The organism is Candidatus Nanopelagicales bacterium (genome assembly GCA_041393815.1).
Taxonomy (GTDB): domain Bacteria; phylum Actinomycetota; class Actinomycetes; order S36-B12; family JAWKJK01; genus JAWKJK01.
Map to the genome: position 1 here is coordinate 23,373 of JAWKJK010000009.1, position 25,154 is coordinate 48,526.

Consider the following 25,154-nt stretch of genomic DNA (forward strand, 5'->3'; position numbering starts at 1 on the left):
CTGCCCAGGAACCCGTACAGGAGAAGCGACATCACGACCCGCGAGAGGAGGGGACGCCGATGAACAACGACTGGCTGGAGAAGGACTTCTACAAGGTCCTCGGCGTCCCCAAGGACGCCAAGCCCGACCAGATCAAGAAGTCCTACCGCAAGCTCGCCCGCGAGCTGCACCCCGACGCCAACCCCGACAACCCCAAGGCCGAGGAGCGTTTCAAGGAGGTCTCCGAGGCCTACGACGTGCTGTCGGACGAGAAGAAGCGCGCCGAGTACGACGAGGCCCGCACCCTGTTCGGCTCCGGCGGCTTCCGCGCCCCCGGCGGCGGTGGCGGCGGGTTCGGCGGCGGCGTCAACCTCGACGACCTGTTCGGCCGCATGGGCGGTGGTGGTGCTGGCGGCGGTGACGGCGGCGGTGGTTTGGGCGACCTGTTCGGAGGCCTGTTCAACCGCGGCGGCCGGGGTGGCACCAGCACGTCCCGCCAGCCGCGGCGGGGCGCCGACGTCGAGAGCGAGATCACGCTCGGGTTCGACCAGGCGCTGGACGGCGCCACGATCCCCCTGCGGCTGACCAGCGAGGGCGCGTGCACGACCTGCGCCGGCACCGGCGCGAAGGCCGGCACCGTGCCGCGGGTGTGCCCGTCCTGCGAGGGCTCGGGGCACGTGTCGCGCAACGCCGGTGGCTTCGCGTTCGCGGAGCCCTGCGTGGAGTGCCGCGGCCGCGGACTCGTGGTCGACGACCCGTGCCCGACCTGCCACGGCTCCGGCCGCGGGCAGAGCACCCGCACCGTGCAGGCGCGCATCCCCGCCGGGGTGAAGGACGGCGCCCGGATCCGATTGAAGGGCAAGGGCGCCCCGGGCGAGCGCGGCGGACCCAACGGCGACCTCTACGTCGTCGTGCACGTCAGCCCGCACCCGGTGTTCGGGCGCCGTGACGACAACCTCACCGTCACCGTCCCGGTCACGTTCAGCGAAGCGGCGCTGGGCGCCGACGTCTCCGTACCCACGCCCGGCGGCAGCACGGTCAAGCTCAAGGTGCCCGCGGGCACGGCCAACGGGCGCACCTTCCGGGTGCGCGGCAAGGGGGCGACCAAGCGGGACGGCAGCAAGGGCGACTTGATGGTGACCGTGGAGGTCTCCGTCCCGCAGAAGCTGTCCGGCGAGGCGCGCGAGGCGCTGGAGGCCTACCGGGCCGCGACGCAGGACCACGACCCGCGGGCCGACCTGATGAGCACGGCCGCGGACGCGGCGGCGCGCGGGGGTGCCTGATGGCCGCCCGTGACGCCCGCGCCCACGACCGCGTGCACGTCGACGAGGACACCCCGGTCTACGTCATCTCGGTCGCCGCCCAGCTGTCCGGGCTGCACCCGCAGACGCTGCGCCAGTACGACCGGCTCGGCCTGGTGTCCCCGGACCGCACCGCCGGGCGCAACCGGCTGTACTCGCTGCGCGACATCGAACGGCTTCGCCGGGTGCAGCGGCTGGCCAACGACGGCATCAACCTGGCCGGCATCCAGCGCATCCTCGAACTGGAGCGGGACCTGGCGGCCCTGCGTGACCGGGTCGACAACCTGACCCGGGAGAAGACCTCCACCGCCCTGGTCGTGTGGCGCCCGCAGCAGCGGCGCGCCTGAGCGTGGCCGGCATGGGAACGACGACACCGACGACGACACCGAAGAAGACGACGACGGACGCACAGGACTGACGACACGACATGGACATCAACTTCACGACCAAGGCGCAGGAGGCGCTCGGAGCGGCGGTCCGCATCGCCGCGTCGCAGGGCAACCCGCAGGTGGAGCCGCTGCACGTCCTGGACTCGTTGCTGCAGCAGGGCGAGGGCATCGCGACCGCCCTGCTCGACGAGGCCGGCGCCGACCGGGCCACGCTCACCCGACGGGTGCGCGAGGACCTGGGCCGGCTGCCCAGCGCCAGCGGCAGCTCGGTGGCCTCGCCGTCGTTCAGCAACGCGACCTACCGCGTCCTCACCGCCGCGCAGGAGCTGGCGAAGAACCGCGGCGACGAGTTCGTCTCGACCGAGCACCTCCTCATCGGGCTGGCGAAGGACGGCGGCCCGGGGGTGTCGGACGTGCTCGCACAGTCCGGCGCGACGCCCGCGGTGCTGCTGGCCGCCCTGGACTCCGTACGCGGCTCGCAGCGCGTCACCAGCGCCGATCCGGAGGCGAGCTTCCAGGCGCTGGAGAAGTACGGCGTGGACCTGACGGCCCGCGCCCGCGAGGGGAAGATCGACCCGGTCGTCGGCCGTGACGACGAGATCCGCCGCGTGGTGCAGGTGCTGTCGCGCCGGACCAAGAACAACCCGGTGCTCATCGGCGAGCCCGGCGTCGGCAAGACCGCCGTGGTCGAGGGCCTGGCCCGGCGCATCGTCGAGGGCGACGTACCCACGTCGCTGGAGGGCAAGACGCTGATCTCGCTGGACCTCGGCGCGATGGTCGCGGGGGCGAAGTACCGCGGCGAGTTCGAGGAGCGGCTCAAGGCCGTGCTCGAGGAGATCAAGGAGTCCGAGGGCCAGATCGTCACGTTCATCGACGAGCTGCACACCGTCGTGGGTGCCGGTGCCGGCGGAGACTCCGCGATGGACGCCGGCAACATGCTCAAGCCGATGCTGGCGCGCGGTGAGCTGCGGATGATCGGCGCGACGACGCTGGACGAGTACCGCGAGCGGATCGAGAAGGACCCCGCGCTGGAGCGCCGGTTCCAGCAGGTGTTCGTCGGGCAGCCGTCGGTGGAGGACACCATCGCGATCCTGCGCGGCATCAAGGAGAAGTACGAGGCGCACCACAAGGTCGCCATCTCCGACTCGGCGCTGGTGGCGGCGGCGACGCTGTCGGACCGCTACATCACCTCGCGCTTCCTGCCGGACAAGGCGATCGACCTGATGGACGAGTCGATGGCCCGGCTGCGCATGGAGATCGATTCCTCTCCGGTCGAGATCGACGTGCTCCAGCGCCAGGTCGACCGGCTGCGGATGGAGGAGCTCGCCGTCTCGCGGGAGACCGACGAGGCGTCGCAGGCGCGACTGGACAAGCTGCGCGCCGAGATCGCCGACAAGGACGAGGAGCTGCGCGGGCTGCGGGCCCGCTGGGAGCAGGAGAAGCGCGGCCTGGACCGCATCGGCGAGCTGAAGGTGCTCATCGACGACCTGCGCTCGGTGGCGGAGAAGGCGCAGCGCGAGGGCGACTTCGAGCAGGCGTCGCGGATCCTGTACTCCGAGATCCCGGCGTTCGAGGCCGAGCTGGAGCGCGCGACCGCCGAGGACAAGCTGGCCCAGGACACGATGGTCAAGGAGGAGGTCGGCCCGGACGACATCGCCGAGGTGGTCGGGTCCTGGACCGGCATCCCGGCCGGCCGCCTGCTCGAGGGCGAGACCCAGAAGCTGCTGCGGATGGAGGAGGAGCTCTCCCGCCGGGTGGTCGGGCAGGACGAGGCGGTCCGCGAGGTGTCCGACGCCGTACGCCGCTCGCGCGCCGGGATCGCCGACCCGAACCGGCCGACCGGGTCGTTCTTGTTCCTCGGCCCGACCGGCGTCGGCAAGACCGAGCTGGCGAAGGCGCTGGCGGAGTTCCTGTTCGACGACGAGCGCGCGATGGTGCGCATCGACATGAGCGAGTACGGCGAGAAGCACTCCGTGTCGCGGTTGGTCGGGGCGCCTCCCGGCTACGTCGGGTACGACGAGGGCGGCCAGCTGACCGAGGCGGTGCGGCGCCGGCCCTACACCGTGGTGCTGCTCGACGAGGTCGAGAAGGCACACCCCGAGGTGTTCGACGTGCTGCTGCAGGTGCTCGACGACGGCCGGCTGACGGACGGCCAGGGCCGTACGGTCGACTTCCGCAACGCCATCCTCATCCTCACGTCCAACTCCGGCTCTCAGTTCCTGATCGACCTGACGGTGCCGTACGAGCAGCGGCGCGAGCAGGTGCTGTCGGTCGTGCGCCAGCAGTTCCGGCCGGAGTTCCTCAACCGGCTCGACGCGATTGTGATGTTCGAGCCGCTCGGCCGCGAGCAGCTGAAGAAGGTCGCCGACATCCAGGTGGAGCACCTGCGGTGGCGGCTGCAGGACCGGCGGATCGAGCTGGACGTGTCCGAGGCGGCCCGGGAGTGGCTGGTGGACAAGGGGTTCGACCCGGTCTACGGGGCGCGGCCGCTGAAGCGGCTGGTGCAGACCGCGATTGGGGACCAGCTGGCCAAGGAGATCCTGTCCGGCGCGGTCCACGACGGCGAGACGGTCGTGGTGGACGTGGCCCCGGACGGCGCGTCCCTGACCGTCACCCCGTCAGCCGCGTAACCCCGCCCCCACCGTCCACCCCCAAGGACCTGGGCACACGATCCGCTTAGCGGATCGTTTGCCCAGGTCGGACGGCGTGTCGCGGGGCGAACCGGTCATACGATCCGGGCGTGGTGACAGGTGGGGCGCATGGTGAGGTCCGACCGCGTACGGGGTCGGACCCCGGACCGCGCCGGCCAGGTGCGCGGAGCGCCTCCCTGGCGACGGTCGCGATGCGACAGGCTCCCGCCTCCGAGTCGGGGCACGGTCCCGGAGGTCGACGGGAGCGCTCCCGCCTTGGCATGCTGCGGCGGAGCCGGGTCGTCCCGGACGCAGAAGGGTCCCGGGCCGGCCGGTAGGGCGGAGGAGTGGCGATGCCGCGATACCTGATCTCGTTCGACGACGGGGCGATGGCCTTCCCCGAGGAGGACCTGCCTGAGGTCGACGAGGCCGCGCACGCCGTGGTCCGCGCCGCCCAGGAGGCGGGCGTCTGGGTGACCGGCGGTGGGCTGGAGAGTCAGCGGGCCAGCATCGTGGGTACCGACGGGTCGGTCACCGAGGGGCCCTTCCCGGAGACCAAGGCGGTCGTGGGCGGGTTCTCGATCATCGACGTGCCCACCCACGCCGAGGCCCTGGAGTGGGCGGCCAGGATCGCCGCCGCGTGCCGCTGCGCCCAGGAGGTCCGCGAGATCATGCACGACCCGTTGGTCTGACGCGGGCCACGGACTGTCACACCCGACTCATCCGTCACCGGACCCGGATCGTGTGACCGAGTCCGCCCGCGACACGCCACCCCACCCGGGCACACGATCCGCTAAGCGGATCGTGTGCCCGAGACACCCCGGCTGGGGGTCAGCCGGTGGGGGTGGGCGGAGGTGCGCGGTGGCGGGCCGGGGCGAGGTAGGCCAGCACGACGCCGACGGCCGCACCGGCCACCGCGCCGACGACCAGCCAGATCCAGGTCATCGGGACCAGGCCGTACACGAACAGCATCAGGATCACGCCGAGCCCCAGCAGCAGCCCGGCGAAGAAGCCGAGCACGGGGTGCCGTCGGACCTTCGCGGGGGTCTCGGGAGCCGCGTACCCGGGGGTCGTGGTCGTCATCGTGGTCCCCTCCTCACAGCGGCGGCGCGTAGGTGATGCCCGGGATGATGATCTCGGTGCGCAGGAACAGGAACCCCAGCAGCAGCAGCGACAGCACGATCAGTGCCATCGCCGTGATCCACATTGGGGTCCCGAAGGCCGGCAGGCCCGCGCTGATGTAGCCGCTGCCCTCGCAGGTGCCCGCCGTCGAGACGATGGACCCGCTGACCGGGACGACCTGGCTGCCCTTGAGCAAGGCGGCCACCGGGCCGGGCAGGGTCGAGGACATCGAGAGCCGCCCCGCGTCCTTGGTCTTCCCCTCCTCGTTGGCGAACTCGCCGCTGAGGATCGGGATGCCGCCGGCGTTCACCGACCAGGTCGCGTCGGTGAGGACGGTCGAGGTGCTGCCGACCCAGGCGACCTCGCCGTCGAGGTCGATGAGGAACGGGTCGGCCTGGGTTCCGCCTTCGCCGGGTGCCTTGACGTTGTCGATCGGGATGCCGTCGGCGTCGAACGAGATCGCGCTGCCCGAGCACCCGGTGGCGTCCGCGGCGAGCGCGCTGGTGGTGAGCGGGACGAGGAGCACCGCCCCGATGACGGCCGCGAGCGCCGCGCGCCGTCCGCTGCCCATGCGCATGGCTCCTCCCTTCCGGGAGGCGCCGCGGCGCGGTGCACCAGGCGCCCCCGAGGGTTCCTGGTGCCTCCAGCCTCGTCCCACGGCGGCGGACGTACGAGGGACGGAGGTCCCGCGGGGCCGTGGGGCCGCGCACGCGAACGGGCCCGGCCCCCGTGGTGGGGACCGGGCCCGTCCGATCTCGAGGAGGGAGATCGGTACTGCGTCATGCCCGCCTCAGCGGGCTGGGATCACCGCCGGACGACGGTCTTGATCGAGACGACCTTCGCCGAGCCGATCGTCATGCCGTTCTGGAAGATCGTGGTGCTCAGGGCGTTGTTGAGCACGCCGGACACGTCCACCGCGGAGTTCAGCGCGACCTTGACCCCGGTGATGGTGGTCGTGGTCCGCTTCGTGGTCCTGTTGACGGTCACGGTCTTGGTCACCGTCTTGCCGCCGCTGTAGACGAGGATCGGCAGCCGCTGGCCGTCGAAGGGCGCGCCCACGCCGCCGACGACGCCGGTGATGGTCTTGTTGGACGGGTCGATGGTCGGGTTGGCGAACGTGACGATCTTGCCCGCCGCGCCGTTGGTGAACACCAGGGTGCCCTTGTGGTTGATGCCGCCCGTGGCCCCGGAGACCGGGAAGTTGACGGTCAGAGCGTTGCCGGCACCGAGCGAGGCGGTGCCGGGAGCCACGGTGTAGACACCGAGGCCGGCGCCGAGGGCGGCGTTGGTGATGGCGCCGGGGATGGTGATGGCGGTGTTGCCCGAGTAGGTCGTCCTCGTGGCTGCCTGCGCCGGGGCGGCGGCGACGAGCCCGGCACCGGCGACCAGCGCGGTGGTGGTGGCGATGGCGAGCGTGCGGCGGATCCGCATTCGTTCCTCCTGTGATGATCCCGAGTACCGCCCCGGTGGGCGGAGCACTGTTGTATCCCCTTCCGGCCGGGTGCGCACTTCGGATGCACGAACCGGTCCGGGCAGGATGGCCACGTGGACTCCGCGCCGAGGACCGACCCCCTGCTCGATGTGCTTCGCGACGTCGTGGGCGCCGAGCACGTGCTGACCGACCCCGAGCTGGTCGCCCCGTACACGGTGGACTGGAGCCGCCGCTTCGCCGGACCCGCGCGCGCCGTCGTCCGACCTGCCGACACCGAGCAGGTCGCTGCGGTCGTGCGGGCCTGTGTCGCGGCCGGCGCTCCCGTCCTCCCGCAGGGCGGCAACACCGGTCTGGTGGGCGGGGGCGTCCCGGCCTCGGCCCCCGGACCGGCCGGACCCCCGGTGGTCCTGTCCACCCGCCGCCTCACCCGGCTGGACCCGGTCGACGACCTGTCCGGCCAGGTGACCGCCGGCGCCGGGGTCACCCTGGGGGACCTGCGCCGGCACGTCGCCGCGGCGGGCTGGGAGTACGGCGTCGACTTCGCCGCGCGGGACTCCGCCACCGTCGGCGGGACCGTGGCCACCAACGCCGGAGGCATCCGGGTCGTCGCCTTCGGCATGACGCGGGCGCAGGTCGCCGGCGTCGAGGCGGTGCTGCCCGACGGCACCGTCGTCTCCCACCTCGGCGGGCTGCTCAAGGACAACACCGGCTACGACCTCGGCGCCCTGCTGACGGGCAGCGAGGGGACCCTCGGCGTCATCACCGCGGTCCGGCTCCGTCTGCACCGGCCGGTCGGCGCGACCACGGTCGTGCTCGTCGGCGTGGACTCGTACGACGAGGCCATGGCGGCGGTGCGCACGTACGTCGCACCCGGCACCCGGCTGCTCGCTGCGGAGCTCGTCGACGACGTCGGCATGGACCTGGTGATGGCCGTGGCCGGGCTGCCCTGGCCGCTGGAGCGACCGCACCCGTTGGTGCTGCTGCTGGAGGTCGAGGACGGGGGGACCGGAGACGGGCTGGTCGTCCCCGACGACGCCGACGTGGCCGCCGCGCTCGACGCCGGCGACCAGGAACGGCTGTGGCAGTACCGCGAGCGCCAGTCCGAGGCCTTCTCCTCCCTGGGCGTGATCCACAAGCTGGACGTGTCCGTGCCGCTGCCGGCGCTCGCCCGGTGCGCGGCCGAGCTCAAGCAGGCGGTGGCCGCGCTGGACTCGGTGGACCGCGTGGGCGTCTTCGGCCACCTGGCCGACGGCAACATCCACGTCGAGATCTCCGGCCCGGACGCCGACGACCTCGAGGCCGACGCCCTCGTGGTCGAGACCATCGCCCGGCACGGCGGCAGCGTGTCCGCCGAGCACGGCATCGGGCGGGCCAAGGCGCACTGGCTGCCGCTGTCCCGGTCGGCCGCGGAGATCGCGACGATGCGCCGGCTCAAGCGGGCCCTGGACCCGGACGGCCTGCTCAACCCCGGGGTGCTCCTGGACGACCCGACCGGCTGACCCCGGCGGGCTGGCGCGAGAGCCGACCTGGCCGTTCGCGCGGCCGACACCCGCCCCTCGCCCCGCGGTCGCGCACCCGGTGCCCGTACCTGGCATCCTCGGCGGCGTGAGCTCCTCCCAGGCCACCGGGGACGGGGACCCTGCCCGCGGCGGGCTGCCTGCACACGTCGGCATGCCCGACCGGAACCCACTGGTGGTCGCGCACCGGGGGGCCAGCGAGGAGCTCGCCGAGCACACGCTGGCGGCCTACCGCCGCGCGGTGGAGCAGGGCGCCGATGCGCTGGAGTGCGACGTCCGGATGACCCGCGACGGCACCCTGGTGTGCGTCCACGACCGCAGGATCGACCGGACCTCCGACGGGTTCGGTGTCGTGTCCGCCAAGACGCTGGAAGATCTGTCCCGCAACGACTTCGGTGCCTGGCGTGACTCGTGGGACGACTTCGAGGACCCGCCCGAGTACGACGAGGAGCGCCGCTCGGTCCTGACCCTGGACCGGCTGCTCGAGCTCGTCGTGGACACCCCCCGACCGCTCGGGCTGCTGATCGAGACCAAGCACCCCACGCGCTACGCCGGCTGGGTCGAGCAGGCGGTGGTGGAGGCGCTCGAGCGCTACGGGCTGGCCCGGCTGCCGCGCGGCGACCTGAGCTCGCCGGTGCGGGTGATGTCGTTCGCCGAGATCGCGCTGCGCCGGATGCGGTCGCTGGCGCCCGGGGTGCCGACCGTGTTCCTGATGGACCGGGTCCCGCTGCGCTTCCGAGACGGGACCCGGCCGTACGGCGCGCTCGTCGCCGGGCCCTCGGTGGACGTCCTCAAGGCGCACCCGCGGTACGTCGGCCGGGTGCACGACCAGGGCGGCCAGGTGTACGTCTGGACGGCCGACCGGCTCGCGGACGTCGACCTGTGCGTGCGGCTCGGGGTGGACGCGGTCATCACCAACCGGCCGCTGGCGGTGCTGGAGCACCTGGGTCGGGCCTGACCCCGGGTCGCCTAGGCTGCAACGCCATGGCGAAGCGACGCAGGCCCGAACCCGCCGCGACCGCGGCACCCGTGAGCGCGGACGAGGTCCCCGTCGTCGGGATGCGCGAGCCGTGCCCGTGCGGGTCGGGCCGCCGCTACAAGGCCTGCCACGGCCGGGCGGCCGCGCACCGCGGGCAGCACCTGGTGACGCGGCCGTTCCAGGGACTGGCGTCGGAATGCGACTGGGTGGCACTGCGCGAGATCGTGCCCGCGGCCACGGCCCCGCTGGCGCTGCGCCCCGGGGCGCTGGCCGCGGCCGGCGTGGTGGAGCAGCCTCCGTCGGTCACCCTCGCGACCGTGCTGCCGCTGGCCTGGCCCGGGCTGGTCCGCACCGACGGCTCGGTGTTCGTCGGCCTGCAGGTGAACGGCGGGTCCGGCGATGCCAGCCGTGACGTGGCCGACGCGCTGGTGCGGGCGGCCACCGCGGAGCCGGGCAACCCGGTCCCCCCGCAGGGCCTGCCGGACGAGGGGCCCCGGCTGCAGGACCTGCTGGACCCGGACCAGCCGCTGCGGATCACCCTGCACGACGGGTTCGACTTCTGGGTCGAGGGCGTGGAGGACGCGGGGGGCGCCGTCCGCGCCTCCCTCGAGCGGGCCAACGCCGGCGTCGTGCCGACCCGCCGGCTGACCGGGGTCGAGGCCGCGTACTGGGTGCAGATCGGGACCAAGGAGCACCTGCGCTGGGTGCTGCCGTACGACGAGGAGCCGTTGCTGGACGCGCTGGCCCGGCTGAGGGCCGCCGAGGCCGACCACCTCGGCCCGGGGACCCGCCTGCTGGGGACGTTCCGCGCCCACGGCCTGCTGGTCCCGGTGTGGGACCTCGCCCCCGGGGACACCGCCGAGGACGTGGAGGAGCCGGCCGCGCAGTTCCTGGCGCGGCTGGAGGAGGCGCTGGCCGACGGCTCGCCGCTGCCGGACGAGGCCCGCCGGGCCCGGTCGAGTCTGCAGACCCGGCAGATCACGCTGCGCTGATCCCACGGCGCTGATCACCCTGCGCCGATCACACTGCGCTGTCGACCGGTCAGCACAGCGCATTCGCACATCCCGCGGAGCGGACCGGTGGCGCAGATCCATCCGATCGGTGGACCCGGTGCCCCTTGTGGTGCAGGGGAACGGGGCCTACCGTCACGTCCTGCTCGGGCACTGCCGCATCCCCCGTCGGTGGTGCCCGAGCTCTGTCGTCCGGGGGCAGTGCCGCGGCGGGTCAGACCCAGGCGCCCGCGTCCGCCGCAGCCGCTGCCGCCGCCAGGACCGCGCGCTCGGGCCGGCCGAGCACCTCCGCCGCGGCGGCCACGTCCTCGTACTCCGGCTGCACGGTCACGACCCGGCCGTCCAGCAGCGCGACCTTGACCGCGACCTCGATGCCGGCGACCAGGACACGTCGCACCTCGCGGTCCAGCACCAGCCGGGAGACCGGTGCCACCCGGACCCCCAGCGTCGTCGTGTGCTCGACGACGACGCGGCCCAGGCCCGCGACGTCCGCCGGTCGCGCGAGCACGTGCAGCGTCGAGGCGGGGCGCCCCTTCTTCATCAGGATCGGGACCAGCCAGGCGTCCAGCGCGCCCGCGGCCAGCAGGGCGCGCAGCACCCCGGGCCACAGCCGCGGGTCCATGTCGTCCACGTTCGCCGACAGCACGACGGCATCGTCGGTCCCCATCGGGGCCCGCTCGCTGCCGGGTTCGGGGGCCGCCTCGCCGACGAGCACGCGGACGAGGTTGGGCGCACCGTCGAGGTCGCGGCTGCCGGCCCCCATGCCGACCGCGCGGACGACCATCGGCGGCTGCGGCCCCCAGCCGGTCGCGAGGGCGGCGAGCAGGCGGCCGCCGTCGGCGTGCAGGCCTCGTGCGCGTGCGGGCCGGCGTACGACGGGGCGCCGGCCGCGGCGAGGAGCCGGACGACCGCGGGTGCGGGAACCGGCAGCAGGCCGTGCTCGGTGCGGACCGTCCCGGACCCGACCGCCACCGGGGAGCAGGTCAGCCGGTCGATGCCGAGCGCGCGCATCGCGGCGCACACCCCGACGACGTCGGCGACGCTGTCCAGCGCCCCGACCTCGTGGAAGTGGACGTCGTCGGCGGCGGTGCCGTGCACCGCCGCCTCCGCGTCGGCCAGGAGGCCGAAGACCCGCAGCGCGTCGGCGCGGACGGCGTCGTCCAGCGCGGCTGTCTGCAGGCGGGCCCGGAGGTCCGACCAGGTCCGGCGCGTCGTGGTCGGCGCGTACGTCACCTCGGCGCGGAGCGCGCGCAGGCCCCCGCGCCGCACGACCTCGACGTCGACGTCGAGCGGCTCGTCGGACACCGCCGCGACGGCGGCCCGTACGGCGTCCAGCGAGGCACCGGCGTCGACGAGGGCAGCGAGCAGCATGTCGCCGGCGACGCCGACCGAGGCGTCGACCCAGGCGATGCTCACGCGGACCCCGGGGTCCCGCCATCGGGGGCGGGCCGCGTGTGCGCTCGGGCGCTGGCGCGGGCCACCCGCGCCGCGTGGACGCCGGCGCCGAACCCGTTGTCCACGTTGACGACCACGACGCCCGGGGCGCAGGAGTTGAGCATGGCGAGCAGCGCGGCGACGCCGCCGAGCGACATCCCGTAGCCCACGCTCGTCGGCACCGCCACCAGCGGCGTCCCCGTCAGGCCGCCGACCACGGACGGCAGCGCGCCCTCCATCCCGGCGACCACCACCAGGCAGTCGCAGGCGTCGAAGCGGTCCCGGACCGACAGCGTCCGGTGCACCCCCGCGACCCCGACGTCGTCGATGCGTTCCACCCCTGCGCCGAACACCAGGGCGGTGAGGGCGGCCTCCGCGGCGACCGGCGCGTCGGACGTCCCGGCGGCGACGACCCCGACCAGGCCGCGCGGCGGCGGCATCGGGCCCAGTGCCACGGCGCGCGCCACCTCGTCCACCACGAGGGTGTCCCCCGTGCCGTCGAGCTCGGCCCGGACCGCGTGCAGGGTCTCGTCGGGCAGCCGGGTCGCCAGCGCCGCCCGCTCCGGGTGGGCCTCCCGCAGGGCACGCAGCAGGGCGACCGTCTGGGCCGGCGACTTGCCGGCGCCGTACACCACCTCGGGGTCGCCGGTCCGGTGCTCGCGGTGGGTGTCCAGGCGCGCGAAACCCAGGTCGTGCCAGCCCGCGGCACCCGTGTCACCCGCATCACCGGGTCCGTCCGTCGGCGGCTGAAGCCCCACGGGCGCCGACACTAGCGGCGGATACCCTGTCGCCGTGTCGCTGGACCCCCTCGCCCGGGACGTGCTCGTCATCGTCGGTGTCGCCCTCGCGGCGGTGGCCCTCCTCCTCGGGTTCCTCGCCCTGCTGCGGACCCGTCGGATGCGCCGGGACTACACGCTCCTGCAGGCCGACGACGGGCCGGAGTCGTTCCTGGACTCCGTCGCCCGGATGACGCACGAGGTGGAGGGCCTGCGCACCGACGTGGCCCGCCTGGACGGGCTGCTCGGCCGTACGCGGACCGAGCTCGCGGACGCCATCCGGCACGTGTCGGTGGTCCGCTACGACGCGTTCGGCGACCTCGGCGGCCGGCTGTCGTTCAGCGCCGCGCTGCTCGACGACGGCGGAGACGGGCTGGTGCTCACGTCGATCCACGGCCGCACCGAGACCCGGGCCTACATGAAGGGCGTGCGCTCCGGCAAGGCCGACGTCGTGCTGTCACCCGAGGAGGAGCAGGCCATCGAGTCCGCCATGCACGGGGGCGTGGCATGACGGCGCCCGGCGAGGACGCGGCCGTGCGCACGTACGCCTTCCTCGGCCCGCGCGGAACGTTCGCGGAGGCCGCGCTGCGGACGATGCCGCTGTCCGCGGGCGCCGAGCTGGTCCCGTACCCGACCGTCACGGCGGCGCTGGACGCCGCGCGCGCGGGGGAGGTGACCGGGGCGCTGGTCCCGATCGAGAACTCGGTGGAGGGCTCGGTCCCGGCGACGCTCGACGAGCTCGGCGCGGGAGCGCCGCTGGTCATCGTGGAGGAGGTCGCGCTGCCGGTGCGGTTCACCCTGATGGCGCGGCCGGGCACCTCCCTGGCCGACGTCCGCCGGGTGGCCACGCACCCGCACGCGCAGGCGCAGTGCCGGGGCTGGCTGGCCCGCAACCTGCCGGAGGCGCAGGTGATCCCGGCGATGTCGACCGCGGCGGCGGCCGCCGGGCTGCGCGAGCCGGACGTCCCGTACCAGGCGGCGATCAGCCAGCGGCTGGCCGCGGACACGTACGGCCTGGAGGTCCTGGCCGACGGGATCGGCGACAACGAGGAGGCGTGGACGCGGTTCGTGCTGGCCGAGCGGCCCGGCGAGGTGCCGACGGCGACCGGCGCGGACAAGACGACGCTGGTGCTGTTCATGCGGGAGGACCACCCCGGCGCGCTGCTGGAGATCCTCACCGAGTTCGCCGTGCGCGGCGTCAACCTGACCCGGATCGAGTCGCGGCCGACCAAGAAGGCGCTGGGGGACTACTACTTCTCGGTGGACTGCGAGGGCCACATCGACGACTCCCGGGTCGGCGAGGCGCTGATGGGGCTGCACCGGGTGTGCGCGCAGGTGCGGTTCCTCGGCTCGTACCCGCGGCACGACGGCCGGCAGCCGGTGCTGCGCAGCGGCGTCACCGACGCGGACTTCACCGAGGCGCAGGCCTGGCTGGCCCGGATGCGCGAGGGCCGCGCGCACTGACGCACCGTGGCGCCCGTCCCCCTTCGTTCCGCGGCGGGCGCTCCCCCTCCGCGCCGATCCCCTTCCGCGGCGCGCAGAGTCCGATGGTCGTCAACTCGGGCGGATCGGCCGTGCGATGTCTCATGACCTTCCGGACGGTTGGTATGTCTCATCACTTGCCGGACAGTTCGCTGGGTGGTTTGGGGCGGCCGGGTCGTCGTCCGTTGCCGTAGTAGCGGAGGCCGGGGGTGGTGGTGATGGTGCGGATGTGTAGTCCGTCGCGGTCCCAGACGTGGATGCGGTCGTGGTCGAGGGTGCCCAGGACGGTGGCGTGGGCGTGCTGGACGCCGAGCATGATCCGCACGTTGCCGAGCCGGACGACGCCTTGGCCGGTGACGGTGCGGGTGATGATCGCGTCCCCGGTGGGGTCGTAGCCGTCGCCGGGACCGTCCGGTGCCGGTGGGGGTGGGGCGACCGGGGTGGCGGCCCACGCCTGCAGCGGGGTCATCATGCCCAGGGACTGGTGGGGGCGGTGGTTGTAGTAGTCCTCCAGGGCGTCGAGCTGGTGCTGCAGGTCGTCCAGGGTGGCCGCGGCGGGTCGGGCGGCCAGCCAACGTTGGCTGGTCTGGTGGTGCCGTTCGCTCTTGCCGGTGGTCTGGGGGTGCCCCGGGGTGGAGGTGATCACCTGGACTCCCTTGCCGCGTAGCCAGGTCTCCACCACGCCGCGTCGCCCGCGGCGGGCGGGGTTGATGGCGGCGGAGTTGTCGGACAGGAACCGTTGGGGGACACCGGCCCGGTTGATCGCGGCCGCCAGCACGGCTTGGACGTCGGCGGTGGTCTCCCCCGGTGCGGCGCGCGAGGCCAGGACCCGGCGGGAGTGGTCGTCGAGGACCTGCAGCACCGTCGCGGTGGTCCCGTCACCCAGCGGGTGGGTGAACCCGTCCAGCTGCCAGCACTCGTTCGGGGCCGGGTAGGTGAACCGGTGCCGGGTCGCCGGACGCTTGCGCGGGTTGGCCTGGGCCACCCCGGCCCGGGGTGAAGATCCGCGCCAGGGTGGCCCGTGACGGCGCGGGCAGCCCCCGGGCCCGCAGGGCGTGCCGCACGCTGATCGGGCCGCCGTAGCCGCCCTCGGCGATCAGCTCCGCCCGCATCGCCAGCGCCGCCGCCACCACCGCTTGCGGGGTGCCGCCGGCCGGCTTCTTGGGCGCGGTGGACCGTCGCCGGCTCACCGCCAGCGGCCCCTCCCGCGCCGCGACGCGGCGCAACTCGTAGAACCACGACCGTGACATCCGGTGCTGCCGGCAGAACGCCGACACCGCGCCCCACGGCGCGTCCTCGGGCCAGTTCGCGATCGCCAACCGGACATGAACCGGGATCCGATGGTCATCCGTCACGCCACCGGACTGTCCGGTAACTCATGAGACAGAACTGTCCGGTAAGTGGTGAGACATCACACGGGCGGATCGGCCGAGTTAGCGACCATCCCCCTCTGCACGCGGGTGGAGGTCGGCGGCGAGGGCCGCGGTGACCGCGGCGGTCCAGCCGACGTCGTGCACGACCCGCGCGACCAGCCTCTCGCGGGCCCACCGCACCACCGGCTGGGTGCGCACCGCCACCGCCCACCGCCCCAGTTCCGCGTCCGGCAGCGCGAGCGCGTCTCGCCGGAACGCGGTCTGCACCAGGGCCGCGTTGAGCCGGTCGAGGTCGTCGGTGGCGAAGACGAACGTCGCGCGGTCGTCGGCGTCGACGGCCTCCACGGCGACCCGCGCGGCCGCTCCGGTGCCGCTGGCCGCGAGCAGGAACGGCAGCCGCAGCGTGCCGCCCTCGGTCCACAGGCCGAGCCGCAGGCCGTCCGGCGCCGCCAGGCCGACCAGGGTGCGCGCCTGCTCGCCGCGTGCGCGTGCCAGCCATGCTGCGCGCATCGGCTCCCAGCGCGGGCCGGCGTCCTCCGGGCCGAGTGCCCAGCCGTCCGGCGCGTCGATCCCCGTGAGCGAGGGGTCGGTCTCGGCGTACGCGGCGTCGGTGGCCCGCTGAAGCTCGGCCCGGGCGGCGTCGAGCCGCTGCAGCAGCTCGTCGGTACGCGCGCCCAGGCCGGACAGGGTCACGTCGTCCAGTCCGCGCATCCGCAGGGTGAGGGTCCAGCCGTCCCTCTCGACGGCGGCGACGAGAGGTAGCGGCAGGCAGGTGGCCGGGCCGCCGCGGGGCTCCACGGTCAGGGCGTGCGGGAACAGCAGGACGTCGGTGACGGGGGGCTCGGCGCCGGCCGTGGCCGCGCGGAGGTCCCGAGCCTCGAAGGTGACGAGCGGGTCGAACGCGCCCTGGGTCAGCGCCGGGCGGCGCGCGGCACCCCGCAGCGTGCGTACCTGCGCCGCGCACGCGTCGAACCCGCGGCCCAGGTGCGTTACCTCGACCGCCTCGCCGTCGGGGAGGACGAAAGTCAGCGCGTGCGCGCCGTACCGCACGTCGTCGACGTCCAGCCAGTCCAGGTGACGGTCGCCAACGGTCGCGCCGTCCTCGGCGACGGTGAGGGTGGTCGGCTCGCCGGCGAGGCGGCCGGGGTACGCGGTCACGGTCCTGGTGTCGAGGGGCGAGGCGCCGCTACGCCGGGGCGGGGGTGCCGCACTCGCCGCAGAACTTCGCCCCCGCCTTGATCTCGGCACCGCACTCGGTGCAGAAGGCGGTGGGGCTGAGCTTCGCCCCGCAGGACGAGCAGAACTTCCCGCCCTCGACCGGGGCGCCGCAGGAGGGGCAGGCCACCTTCGCCCGCGTCGTGACGTCGATGTCCGCGGTCCAGTCGGTCTCCTTGACCTTCTCCTGGATCTGCTGGACCTGGGCGGCGGCCTGGGCGCGGGACAGCTCGTCGGTGACGAACGGGGAGCAGGTGGCGCACTGCCCGATCTCGGCGTTCCAGCAGACATCGACGCAGACCCAGTTGCCGCACGCCCGGCACTGGCGGAACTGGGGGCGGACCGCCTCCACCGCCTGGGCCAGCGCCTTGTCCTTGGCCGCGGAGTTGGTGCCCCGGTCCATCAGGTCGTCGGCGGCCCCGGTGATGTTGGACAGGGCGCCGCCGAACAGGCCGCCGGCCGAGCGGAGCAGGCCGCGGCCCTTCTCCATCAGGTCGGCCTGGAACGGCGACCGGTAGCCGTTGCCGCAGCGCTCGCAGAAGAACTCGAACTGGTACCCGTCGGTGTTGGACAGGTCCCGGTAGTTGTCGGTGAAGGGCACGATGTCGGTCACCCGCGCATCCTCCCAGCGCGCCCGGCCCGATGCCCAGGGTCCGCGGGAGGTCTGTCGCCCCCCGCGACGGAATGAGTCCGGGCGTCGCTTCTGACCCGCTCTGCGGGACCATCACGACGCCCGGACTCATTCCGTGCGAAGGGTGGGATGGGCGCCCGCGTGTCCGAGGGGGCGCGGGGGTGCGTCAGACGGTCGTCAGACGGTGAGGACGCGGCCCATGCCGGAGTAGTGGGAGCCGTACCACGGGCCCATGATGTGGCTGACCAGGACGTCGCTGCGCGGGTTGGCCGCGTGGACCATCTTGCCGCCGCCGATGTAGACGCCGACGTGGTGCGCGCCGTTGCGGAAGTAGAAGACCAGGTCGCCGGGCTTGGCGTTCTTGCGGGAGACCTTCTTGACCGCGGCGTACTGGGCGCGGGAGTAGTGCGGCAGGCTCTTGCCGGTGGCGACCTGGTAGACGTACCGGGTCAGACCGGAGCAGTCGAAGGCGTTCGGGCCGGAGGCGCCGGCGACGTACGAGTCGCCGATCTGCTTCTTGGCCACCTTGACGACGTCGGCGCGCAGCCGCTCGATCTTGGCGACGCGGGCGCGGTAGGCCTTGGCGCGGGCCTTGGCCCGGGCCTTCTGCTTCTTGGCCTTGATCTGAGCCGGGGTGAGGGCCGGCTTGGCGGGCTTGGCGGGCGTCGCCGCGGGGGCGGGCGTCGCCGGTGCGGCCGGGCTGGCGGGCGTGGCCGGGTCCGCGGGTGCCGCCGGGGTGGCGGGCGTGGCCGGGACGGCGTCGTCGGCGTGGGCCGGCAGGGCGGCGAACGCGGTGGTGGCCAGCAGGCCGGTTCCGGCCAGCACGATGCCGGTGCGGGTGGCGGCCGAGCGCATGCGGGCGCGCAGGGGAGAACGCATGGGGAAGTAGGGCTCCTTCTCGCACCGCCGCCCAGGTCAGCTGTCGGGCTCGGGCGGAAAGGTGCGCCCTACCGCGGTGGCCGGGTCGGCCGTGCGGATTCGCCCCTGGCTCCGGCCGGCGCGCACCTGGCGCGTCCGGATCGGTACCGGTGGGTCCCCGGGTCGACGGTCGGGGCCGCGGGGTGGCGGTCCGTCGCGCCGATTAGGCGGGTCGTCCGCGACCCGCGGGTGCGGATCGGTCGAACGGACGACTCGGAGGACCATAAGGTCACGAATAGGTCACGCCAAATCCTCGTCCGGGTAACGGACATGGGCACAGAGTGACGGCCCCGTCGCAGAACCGTCACATCAGATACGGAAAGTAATCGTTCGCCTTCAACTACTCACGAGTAGGAACACCGATACCCCCGGGGGCACTACGGACCGTGGTCGCCCGATGTGACGAGGCTCACGTGACGGATGTGACTCCTGGGACGACATCGGGCCTCGACGCCTCGGGCCTCCCTCCCTGGCCCGCGCACCTCGCGTACGGGGCGGACCTCGCGTACGGGGGCGGACCTCGCGTACCTCGCCTCCGCACGGCCGCGCTCCCTCTCCTTGCGGTGCCGCTTTCGTGAGCCAGGGGTCGCGAAAGCGGCACCACAGGGTGAGGGGGGACGGGGGGCCGAGGATCAGCGGGGCGCGAGCGCCTCCAGCAGGTCCGCCACACCCTCGTCGGCGTGGTCGGGCAGCACGTGCCGGGCCGCGGCCAGGACCGCCGGGTGCGCGTTGGCGACGGCGTACGCGGTGCCCGCCCAGCGCAGCATGGGCAGGTCATTGGGCGCGTCGCCCACCGCGACCACCGCCTCGGGGCCGACCCCGCGCTCGGCCGCCACCCGGGCCAGCGTGGTGGCCTTGCTGACCCCCGGCGCACTGACCTCCAGCAGCACGTCCCGGGTGTTGGAGTGCGTCGCCTCCACCAGCCCCGCTAGGGCACCCTCCGCCGCGGCGAGGAACGAGTCCGCGTCGTGCGCGTGCTCCGGGGCCGGCCGGGCCAGCAGCTTCACCACGTCACCCGACCCCACCAGGTCCTCGATCGGGGCGATCAGCGTCCCCTCCGGCACCGGCCACCGGGGTACGTAGTCCAGCCCGAGCGCGTACTCCGTCGGGTCCGCCCCGTGCGCGTCCAGGTCGGCGTACGACGCCGCACGCGTCCGGGACAGCACCGACCCGGGGCGGACGCGCTCGACCGCGAACACCGCCCCGGGGACCGCCTCGCGCAGCCGCTGCACCGCCAGCGCGGCGACGGCCGGGTCCAGCGGGAACGATTCGACGACCACCCCGTCGTGCAGGTCCAGCACCACCGCCCCGTTGGCGGAGATCGCCGTGCCGGTATGCCCGGTCATCTCCGCGACCGGCGAGATCCACCGCGGCGGGCGCCCGGTCACGATGACCAGGTCCGGGTGACCGGCGCGGGCCAGCCGGTCCAGCGCGGCCCGGGTCCGCGCGCCGACCGACCCGTCCGGCAGCAGCAGGGTGCCGTCGAGGTCGGTGGCGACGAGTCGCACGTCGGCCGGCACCGGAACGGGGGTCACGCCCCCCAGCCTCGCAGCCGCCCGCTAGGTTCGCCCCGGGAGTCCGCCGGGCGTGGTCCGCGGTCTGCCGCCGAGGGAGTCCGACACCGAGGGAGGGTCGTCGTGGACGACGCCGTGCGCCAGCACAAGTACCTGCTGACCGAGGACGAGATGCCGACGGCCTGGTACAACATCGTCCCCGACCTGCCCGAGCCCCCGCCCCCGCCGCTGCACCCCGGCACCATGCAGCCGGTCGGCCCCGAGGACCTCGCGCCGCTGTTCCCGATGGACCTGATCCTGCAGGAGGTCACGCAGGACCGGTTCGTCGACATCCCCGGCGGGGTGCTGGACGTCTACCGCCAGTGGCGGCCGACCCCGCTGTTCCGCGCGCACCGGCTCGAGCAGGCGCTCGGCACCCCGGCGCGCATCTACTACAAGTACGAGGGCGTCTCGCCCGCCGGCTCGCACAAGCCCAACACGGCGGTCCCGCAGGCGTACTACAACGCCAAGCAGGGCGTGAAGCGGCTGACGACCGAGACCGGTGCCGGCCAGTGGGGCACCGCGCTGGCCTTCGCGTGCGCGCTGTACGGCCTGGACTGCGAGGTCTGGCAGGTCGGGGCGTCGTACGACTCCAAGCCGTACCGCCGGCTGATGATCGAGGCGTTCGGCGGGAAGGTGCACCGCTCGCCCTCTGACCTCACGGAGGCGGGCCGCGCGCTCGGCGCGAACCCTGCCAACCAGTCCGGCTCCCTCGGCATCGCGATCTCGGAGGCCGTCGAGGTCGCGGCCCAGGACCCGGAGACCCGCTACGCGCTCGGCAGCGTCCTCAACCACGTCCTGCTGCACCAGACGGTCATCGGCGAGGAGGCGCTGCTGCAGATGGAGAAGGCGGGGGACACCCCGACGCTCATCGTCGGCTGCACCGGTGGTGGCTCCAATTTCGCCGGGCTGTCCTTCCCGTTCCTGCGCGAGAAGATGGCCGGGCGGATCTCGCCGCGCATCCTCGCCGCCGAGCCCGCCTCCTGCCCGTCGCTGACGCACGGCGTCTATGCGTACGACTTCGGCGACACCGCCGGCATGACGCCGCTGATGAAGATGCACACCCTCGGCCACGACTTCGTCCCCGACCCCATCCACGCGGGCGGCCTGCGCTACCACGGCATGGCGCCGCTGATCAGCCACGTCTACGAGCTCGGGCTGATGGACGCGCAGGCGGTGCCGCAGACGGAGTGCTTCGCCGCGGCGGTGCAGTTCGCGCGCACCGAGGGCATCGTGCCGGCGCCGGAGCCGACGCACGCCCTCGCGCTGGCCATCCAGGAGGCGTTGAAGGCCAAGGAGACCGGCGAGGAGACGGTGATCCTCACCGCGCTGTGCGGCCACGGCCACTTCGACCTGGCCGCGTACGACGACTACCTCAACGGCCGGATGGCCGACGAGGCGGTCAGCGAGGAGCGGTTCGCCGCCGCGCTGCAGACGCTGCCCGAGGTCCCGGTCGGGTGACGGTCGGGAGCGCGTGCTGATGGAGGTCCGGCCCCTCCCGCGGATCGGCCGCGACGTCTCGGTGGTCGGCCTGGGCTGCTGGCAGCTCGGCGCCGACTGGGGTGTCGTCGGCGACTCCGACGCGATGTCGGTGCTGCATGCAGCGGTCGACGCCGGGGTGACGTTCCTCGACACCGCGGACGTGTACGGCGACGGCCGAAGCGAGCGCTTCGTCGGCCGGCTGCTGCGTGAACGACCGGACGCCGGGCTGTTCGTCGCCACCAAGATGGGGCGACGCGCGGATCCCCATGTGGCGGAAGCGTTCACGCTCGACGCGTTCCGCGGCTGGGTCGACCGCAGCCGCACCAACCTGGGCGTGGACCGGCTCGACCTGGTGCAGCTGCACTGCCCGCCGTCGGCGGTGTACGGCTCCGACGCGGTGTTCGACGCGCTCGACACCCTGGTGGACGAGGAGCGCATCGCCGCGTACGGCGTCTCCGTCGAGACCTGCGACGAGGCGCTGGCGGCGATCGCGCGCCCGCATGTGGCGAGCATCCAGATCATCCTCAACGCATTCCGGCGCAAGCCGCTGGAGCGGGTCCTGCCCGCGGCGGCGCAGGCCGGCGTCGGAATCATCGCCCGGGTGCCGCTGGCCAGCGGCCTGCTTTCCGGGAAGTACGACGAGACGACCACGTTCGCCGCGGACGATCACCGCACCTACAACCGCCACGGCGAGGCGTTCGACGTGGGCGAGACGTTCAGCGGTGTTCCGTACGACGTCGGCGTCGCCGCGGCGCGGGAGATCTCGGCGTACACGCCGGCGGGTGCGACCACGGCACAGCTGGCCCTGCGCTGGATCATCGATCAGCCGGGCGTGACGACCGTGATCCCCGGGGCGCGCAACGCCGAGCAGGCCCGGGGCAATGCCGCGGCCGCGGACCTGCCCCCGCTCGGGATGGCCATCCAGGCGGCCGTCCGCGACGTGTACGACCGCAGCATCCGCGAGCACGTCCACGACCGCTGGTAGCCCCGCCTCTCTCGACGGGTGGGGTCCGGGAGGGGGTCGGCGGGAGGGGTCAGGGGAACAGACGGTCCAGCACGTCGGCGACGCCGTCGCCCGGGGTGCCGGAGGTGACGATGTCCGCGGCGGCGGCCACCGACTCCGGGGCGGAGGCCATCGCGATCCCGCGGCCGGCCCACCGGAGCATGTCGACGTCGTTGTAGTTGTCCCCGAACGCCATCGTGTCCTGCGGCGCTACCCCGAGCCGCTCCCGCACGTGATCCAGCATGGACGCCTTGGAGACCCCACGCGGCCCGATGTCCATCCAGGCCACGTCGGCGACGCCGAAGATCACTCCGTGCAGGCCGAGCTCGCGCACGACCTCGCCGAACCCGTTCTCCGCGTGCTCCTCGCTGCGCACCACCAGGCGTACGACCGGCTCGGCCAGCAGCCGCTCCATCGGGGCGTGCAGGATCGACATGCCCAGGGGACCGGTGGGGAAGGGCTCGGTGGTGTGGAACACCCCGTGCACGTCCTCCACCGCGAAGACCGCGTGCGGCAGGGCCTCGCGCAGCCGTGACAGCACCGGCCCCGGGTCGAACGTCTCGGTCTCCACCACCTGCTCGGGCTCGACCCTGGCCAGCACCGCGCCGTTGCTGCACACGGCCCAGCCGTCCAGCCCGGCGGCGACGCCGACCGGCGCCGTCGTCGACAGCGTCCGCCCGGTGGCCAGCACCACCTCGGTCCCCGCGGCCCGGGCCCGTGCGAATGAGTCCCGCACGCGCTGACCCACGATCCCGTCTCGGCCCACCAGCGTGTCGTCGACGTCGACGGCCACCAGTCCCGGCCGCCAGCCGGCGGCGGCGAGGCGGTCGACAGCGAACAGGGTCTCCGGCATCGGCCGCGTCTCGGTCATCGCAGTGCTCCGCTCGAACGTCCGGAGGTCAGCGTCCAGCCGCTGCGGGCGACAACGTCTCGGTGCCCCCGAGGAACGGCTGCAGCGCGACCGGTATGCGCACTGAGCCATCGGGCTGCTGGTGGTTCTCCAGCAGCGCCACGATGATCCGCGGCATCGCGCACAGGGTCCCGTTGAGCGTCGCCAGCGGCCGGACCTCGTCGCCGTCGCGCATCCGGATCTGCAGCCGGCGGGCCTGGAACTCGGTGGTGTTCGACGTGGACGTGACCTCGCGGTACTTGTCCTGCGTCGGGATCCACGCCTCGATGTCGAACTTCCGGGCCGCGCTGGACCCGAGGTCGCCGGTGGCGACGTCGATGACGCGGTACGGCACCTCGAGGTCGTCGAGGAACTCCTTCTCCCAGGCCAGCAGTCGCCGGTGCTCCTCGACCGCGTCCTCCGGCCGGCAGAACGAGAACATCTCGACCTTCTCGAACTGATGCACCCGGATGATTCCCCGGGTGTCCTTGCCGTACGTCCCGGCCTCGCGTCGGAAGCAGGACGAGTAACCGGCGTAGCGCAGCGGAAGCGCTGCGGCGTCGAGGATCTCGCCTGAGTGGTAGGCCGCCAGCGGCACTTCGGCGGTGCCCACGAGGTACATGTCGTCCTGCTCGAGCCGGTAGACGTTCTCGGCAGCCTGGCCGAGGAAGCCGGTGCCCTCCATCGCCGACGGGGACACCAGGACCGGCGGGATCATCGGCACCAGTCCGTGCCGGGCCGCGTGGGCCATGGCCAGGTTGACCAGCGCCAGCTCCAGCAGCGCCCCCGGCCCGGTGAGGTAGAAGAACCGCGCGCCCGACACCTTCGCGCCGCGCTGCACGTCGATCGCGCCGAGCAGCTCACCGAGCTCGAGGTGGTCGCGCGGCTCGAAGCCCTCGGCTGCGAAGTCTCGCGGGGTTCCGACGTGCTCGAGGACGACGAAGTCCTCCTCACCGCCGACGGGCGCGTCCGCCTCGACCAGGTTGGACACGTCCAGCCACAGCTCGTCGGCCTCCTCCTGGGTGAGGGTGGCCATCCGGTCGGCCTCCTTGACCCGCTCGGACAGCTCGGCCGCCTGCGCCATCAGCGCGTCCACCTCGGCCTGCACCGCGGGTCGCTCCTCGTCGGAGGCCTTGCGCAGCGCGCCCTGCAGCGGGCCGATCCGCTTGGACAGCTGCTTCTGCTGCGCGCGCAGCTCGTCGTACGCCTGCTGGGCCGCGCGACGGCGCTTGTCCAGGTCCACCAGGGCGTCGACGAGCTCGACGCTCTCGCCGCGGCGGCGCTGCGACTCGCGCAGCCGGTCGGGGTCGTCACGCAGGACGCGGGGGTCGAGCATGGGCGCCAGCCTAGGCGGCGGCGACCGGGCTACAGGTACGGGCCGCTGCTGCCCCGGCGCGGAGCGGCGTCCTCGTCGGCCCCGACGACCATGCCGGGGACCCCGCCGGGTCCCGGCGCGATGGCCCGGCGGCGCATCTCCTCCAGCTGCGCGCGGGCCGCCATCTGCTGGGCGAACAGCGTGGTCTGGATGCCGTGGAACAGGCCCTCCAGCCAGCCCACCAGCTGGGCCTGCGCGATCCGCAGCTCCGCCTCGCTCGGGGTCGCGTCGTCAGAGAACGGCAGGGACAGCCGGTCCAGCTCCTCGATCAGCTCCGGCGCCAGGCCGTCCTCGAGCTCGTGCACCGACCGCTCGTGGATCTCCTTCAGCCGGACCCGCGCGGCCTCGTCCAGCGGGGCCGACCGGACCTCGTCGAGCAACTGCTTGATCATGCTGCCGATCCGCATCACCTTGGCCGGGTGCTCCACCAGGTCGGTGATGCTGCGGCCCTCCCCGTCGCCGCCCTCGCCGCCGGGCTCCACCACGACGCCGCCGACGACCTCGCCGACAGGACGGCCGTCCGGGCCCACCACGATGACCCGGTGCTCCGGCACCTCGTCGTCGGCCGCGGGTCCGGTGGGCTGGGTCGGCTCCTGGGGCTGGTCCGTCATGCGCCCCATCGTTCCATCCGGTCCGCGCCCACGCCCCCGCATCGCCCCGGACC

General features: G+C 73.7%; 25 protein-coding genes and 1 pseudogene. 11 read left to right on the top strand and 15 right to left on the bottom strand.

Annotated features, from left to right (window positions below; genetic code table 11):
* Window positions 1-59: 59 nt before the first annotated feature.
* The 4 genes from dnaJ (at window position 60) to R2737_18025 (ending at window position 4,991) form a co-directional block, all read left to right on the top strand.
* A complete protein-coding gene (dnaJ, locus tag R2737_18010) occupies window positions 60-1,262 on the top strand; it encodes a molecular chaperone DnaJ (GenBank protein ID MEZ5118156.1) in 1,203 nt (400 codons plus the stop codon).
* Window positions 1,262-1,627, top strand: coding sequence for a helix-turn-helix transcriptional regulator (locus R2737_18015; protein ID MEZ5118157.1), 366 nt, complete (start codon window positions 1,262-1,264; stop codon window positions 1,625-1,627). Before dnaJ ends, R2737_18015 begins: the two co-directional genes overlap by 1 nt.
* Before the next feature lie 80 nt (window positions 1,628-1,707).
* On the top strand, window positions 1,708-4,299 hold the full coding sequence (clpB, locus tag R2737_18020) for an ATP-dependent chaperone ClpB (protein ID MEZ5118158.1): 2,592 nt from the start codon (window positions 1,708-1,710) through the stop codon (window positions 4,297-4,299).
* Between the two features lie 353 nt (window positions 4,300-4,652).
* Window positions 4,653-4,991 (top strand): YciI family protein, encoded by a 339-nt coding sequence (locus tag R2737_18025; GenBank protein MEZ5118159.1) that lies wholly within the window; start codon window positions 4,653-4,655, stop codon window positions 4,989-4,991.
* A gap of 139 nt (window positions 4,992-5,130) precedes the next feature.
* Here the strand turns inward: R2737_18025 and R2737_18030 are convergent, their stop codons facing one another.
* The 3 genes from R2737_18030 to R2737_18040 form a co-directional block, all read right to left on the bottom strand.
* The gene (locus R2737_18030; protein MEZ5118160.1) at window positions 5,131-5,382 is read right to left on the bottom strand and encodes a hypothetical protein; all 252 of its coding nucleotides are present in this window, start codon (window positions 5,380-5,382) and stop codon (window positions 5,131-5,133) included.
* A gap of 13 nt (window positions 5,383-5,395) precedes the next feature.
* Window positions 5,396-5,992, bottom strand: a complete 597-nt coding sequence (locus R2737_18035; protein MEZ5118161.1) for a hypothetical protein — start codon at window positions 5,990-5,992, stop codon at window positions 5,396-5,398.
* A 233-nt stretch (window positions 5,993-6,225) separates the two neighbouring features.
* A complete protein-coding gene (locus R2737_18040; GenBank protein ID MEZ5118162.1) occupies window positions 6,226-6,852 on the bottom strand; it encodes a hypothetical protein in 627 nt (208 codons plus the stop codon).
* 114 nt (window positions 6,853-6,966) lie between these two features.
* Between R2737_18040 and R2737_18045 the strand changes: the two genes are divergently transcribed.
* The 3 genes from R2737_18045 to R2737_18055 all read left to right on the top strand — a co-directional run bounded on the left by R2737_18045 (window position 6,967) and on the right by R2737_18055 (window position 10,341).
* Window positions 6,967-8,352, top strand: a complete 1,386-nt coding sequence (locus R2737_18045) for an FAD-binding oxidoreductase (GenBank protein ID MEZ5118163.1) — start codon at window positions 6,967-6,969, stop codon at window positions 8,350-8,352.
* A gap of 106 nt (window positions 8,353-8,458) precedes the next feature.
* Window positions 8,459-9,328, top strand: a complete 870-nt coding sequence (locus tag R2737_18050; protein MEZ5118164.1) for a glycerophosphodiester phosphodiesterase family protein — start codon at window positions 8,459-8,461, stop codon at window positions 9,326-9,328.
* A gap of 26 nt (window positions 9,329-9,354) precedes the next feature.
* The gene (locus tag R2737_18055; GenBank protein MEZ5118165.1) at window positions 9,355-10,341 is read left to right on the top strand and encodes a DUF5926 family protein; all 987 of its coding nucleotides are present in this window, start codon (window positions 9,355-9,357) and stop codon (window positions 10,339-10,341) included.
* 232 nt (window positions 10,342-10,573) lie between these two features.
* Here R2737_18055 and larC read toward each other — a convergent pair whose 3' ends face one another.
* From larC to larB, 3 genes and pseudogenes are all read right to left on the bottom strand, one after another.
* Window positions 10,574-11,143 (bottom strand): nickel insertion protein, encoded by a 570-nt coding sequence (larC, locus tag R2737_18060; GenBank protein MEZ5118166.1) that lies wholly within the window; start codon window positions 11,141-11,143, stop codon window positions 10,574-10,576.
* Window positions 11,144-11,196: 53 nt separating this feature from the next.
* Window positions 11,197-11,775, bottom strand: a pseudogene (locus R2737_18065) (LarC family nickel insertion protein).
* A complete protein-coding gene (gene larB / locus R2737_18070) occupies window positions 11,772-12,563 on the bottom strand; it encodes a nickel pincer cofactor biosynthesis protein LarB (GenBank protein ID MEZ5118167.1) in 792 nt (263 codons plus the stop codon). Before larB ends, R2737_18065 begins: the two are co-directional and overlap by 4 nt.
* Window positions 12,564-12,585: 22 nt before the next feature.
* Between larB and R2737_18075 the strand changes: the two genes are divergently transcribed.
* Together R2737_18075 and pheA are read left to right on the top strand one after the other, a co-directional pair.
* Window positions 12,586-13,080 (top strand): DUF4446 family protein, encoded by a 495-nt coding sequence (locus tag R2737_18075; GenBank protein ID MEZ5118168.1) that lies wholly within the window; start codon window positions 12,586-12,588, stop codon window positions 13,078-13,080.
* Window positions 13,077-14,033 (top strand): prephenate dehydratase, encoded by a 957-nt coding sequence (pheA, locus tag R2737_18080; protein ID MEZ5118169.1) that lies wholly within the window; start codon window positions 13,077-13,079, stop codon window positions 14,031-14,033. The genes R2737_18075 and pheA overlap by 4 nt, the downstream gene beginning before the upstream one ends.
* 151 nt (window positions 14,034-14,184) lie before the next feature.
* Here pheA and R2737_18085 read toward each other — a convergent pair whose 3' ends face one another.
* From R2737_18085 to R2737_18110, 6 genes are all read right to left on the bottom strand, one after another.
* Window positions 14,185-15,036 (bottom strand): integrase core domain-containing protein, encoded by an 852-nt coding sequence (locus tag R2737_18085; protein ID MEZ5118170.1) that lies wholly within the window; start codon window positions 15,034-15,036, stop codon window positions 14,185-14,187.
* A complete protein-coding gene (locus tag R2737_18090; GenBank protein ID MEZ5118171.1) occupies window positions 14,930-15,406 on the bottom strand; it encodes a hypothetical protein in 477 nt (158 codons plus the stop codon). The genes R2737_18085 and R2737_18090 overlap by 107 nt, the downstream gene beginning before the upstream one ends.
* Before the next feature lie 78 nt (window positions 15,407-15,484).
* Entirely contained in the window at window positions 15,485-16,582 is a 1,098-nt protein-coding gene (locus R2737_18095; protein MEZ5118172.1) for a hypothetical protein, read from the bottom strand.
* A gap of 28 nt (window positions 16,583-16,610) precedes the next feature.
* Window positions 16,611-17,252: a zinc ribbon domain-containing protein gene (locus tag R2737_18100; protein ID MEZ5118173.1), complete on the bottom strand. Its 642-nt coding sequence runs from the start codon at window positions 17,250-17,252 to the stop codon at window positions 16,611-16,613.
* A 195-nt stretch (window positions 17,253-17,447) separates the two neighbouring features.
* Window positions 17,448-18,149, bottom strand: a complete 702-nt coding sequence (locus R2737_18105) for an NlpC/P60 family protein (GenBank protein MEZ5118174.1) — start codon at window positions 18,147-18,149, stop codon at window positions 17,448-17,450.
* A gap of 671 nt (window positions 18,150-18,820) precedes the next feature.
* The gene (locus R2737_18110) at window positions 18,821-19,723 is read right to left on the bottom strand and encodes an HAD-IIB family hydrolase (GenBank protein ID MEZ5118175.1); all 903 of its coding nucleotides are present in this window, start codon (window positions 19,721-19,723) and stop codon (window positions 18,821-18,823) included.
* A gap of 102 nt (window positions 19,724-19,825) precedes the next feature.
* Between R2737_18110 and R2737_18115 the strand changes: the two genes are divergently transcribed.
* A complete protein-coding gene (locus R2737_18115) occupies window positions 19,826-21,202 on the top strand; it encodes a TrpB-like pyridoxal phosphate-dependent enzyme (protein ID MEZ5118176.1) in 1,377 nt (458 codons plus the stop codon).
* Window positions 21,203-21,221: 19 nt separating this feature from the next.
* Window positions 21,222-22,208: an aldo/keto reductase gene (locus tag R2737_18120; protein MEZ5118177.1), complete on the top strand. Its 987-nt coding sequence runs from the start codon at window positions 21,222-21,224 to the stop codon at window positions 22,206-22,208.
* Window positions 22,209-22,257: 49 nt separating this feature from the next.
* Here R2737_18120 and R2737_18125 read toward each other — a convergent pair whose 3' ends face one another.
* From R2737_18125 to R2737_18135, 3 genes are read right to left on the bottom strand one after another with little or no spacing between them, the layout of a single operon-like run.
* Window positions 22,258-23,097 (bottom strand): HAD family hydrolase, encoded by an 840-nt coding sequence (locus tag R2737_18125; GenBank protein ID MEZ5118178.1) that lies wholly within the window; start codon window positions 23,095-23,097, stop codon window positions 22,258-22,260.
* 28 nt (window positions 23,098-23,125) lie between these two features.
* Window positions 23,126-24,451: a serine--tRNA ligase gene (gene serS, locus R2737_18130; GenBank protein MEZ5118179.1), complete on the bottom strand. Its 1,326-nt coding sequence runs from the start codon at window positions 24,449-24,451 to the stop codon at window positions 23,126-23,128.
* Between the two features lie 29 nt (window positions 24,452-24,480).
* The gene (locus tag R2737_18135; protein MEZ5118180.1) at window positions 24,481-25,101 is read right to left on the bottom strand and encodes a bacterial proteasome activator family protein; all 621 of its coding nucleotides are present in this window, start codon (window positions 25,099-25,101) and stop codon (window positions 24,481-24,483) included.
* Between the last annotated feature and the right edge of the window lie 53 nt (window positions 25,102-25,154).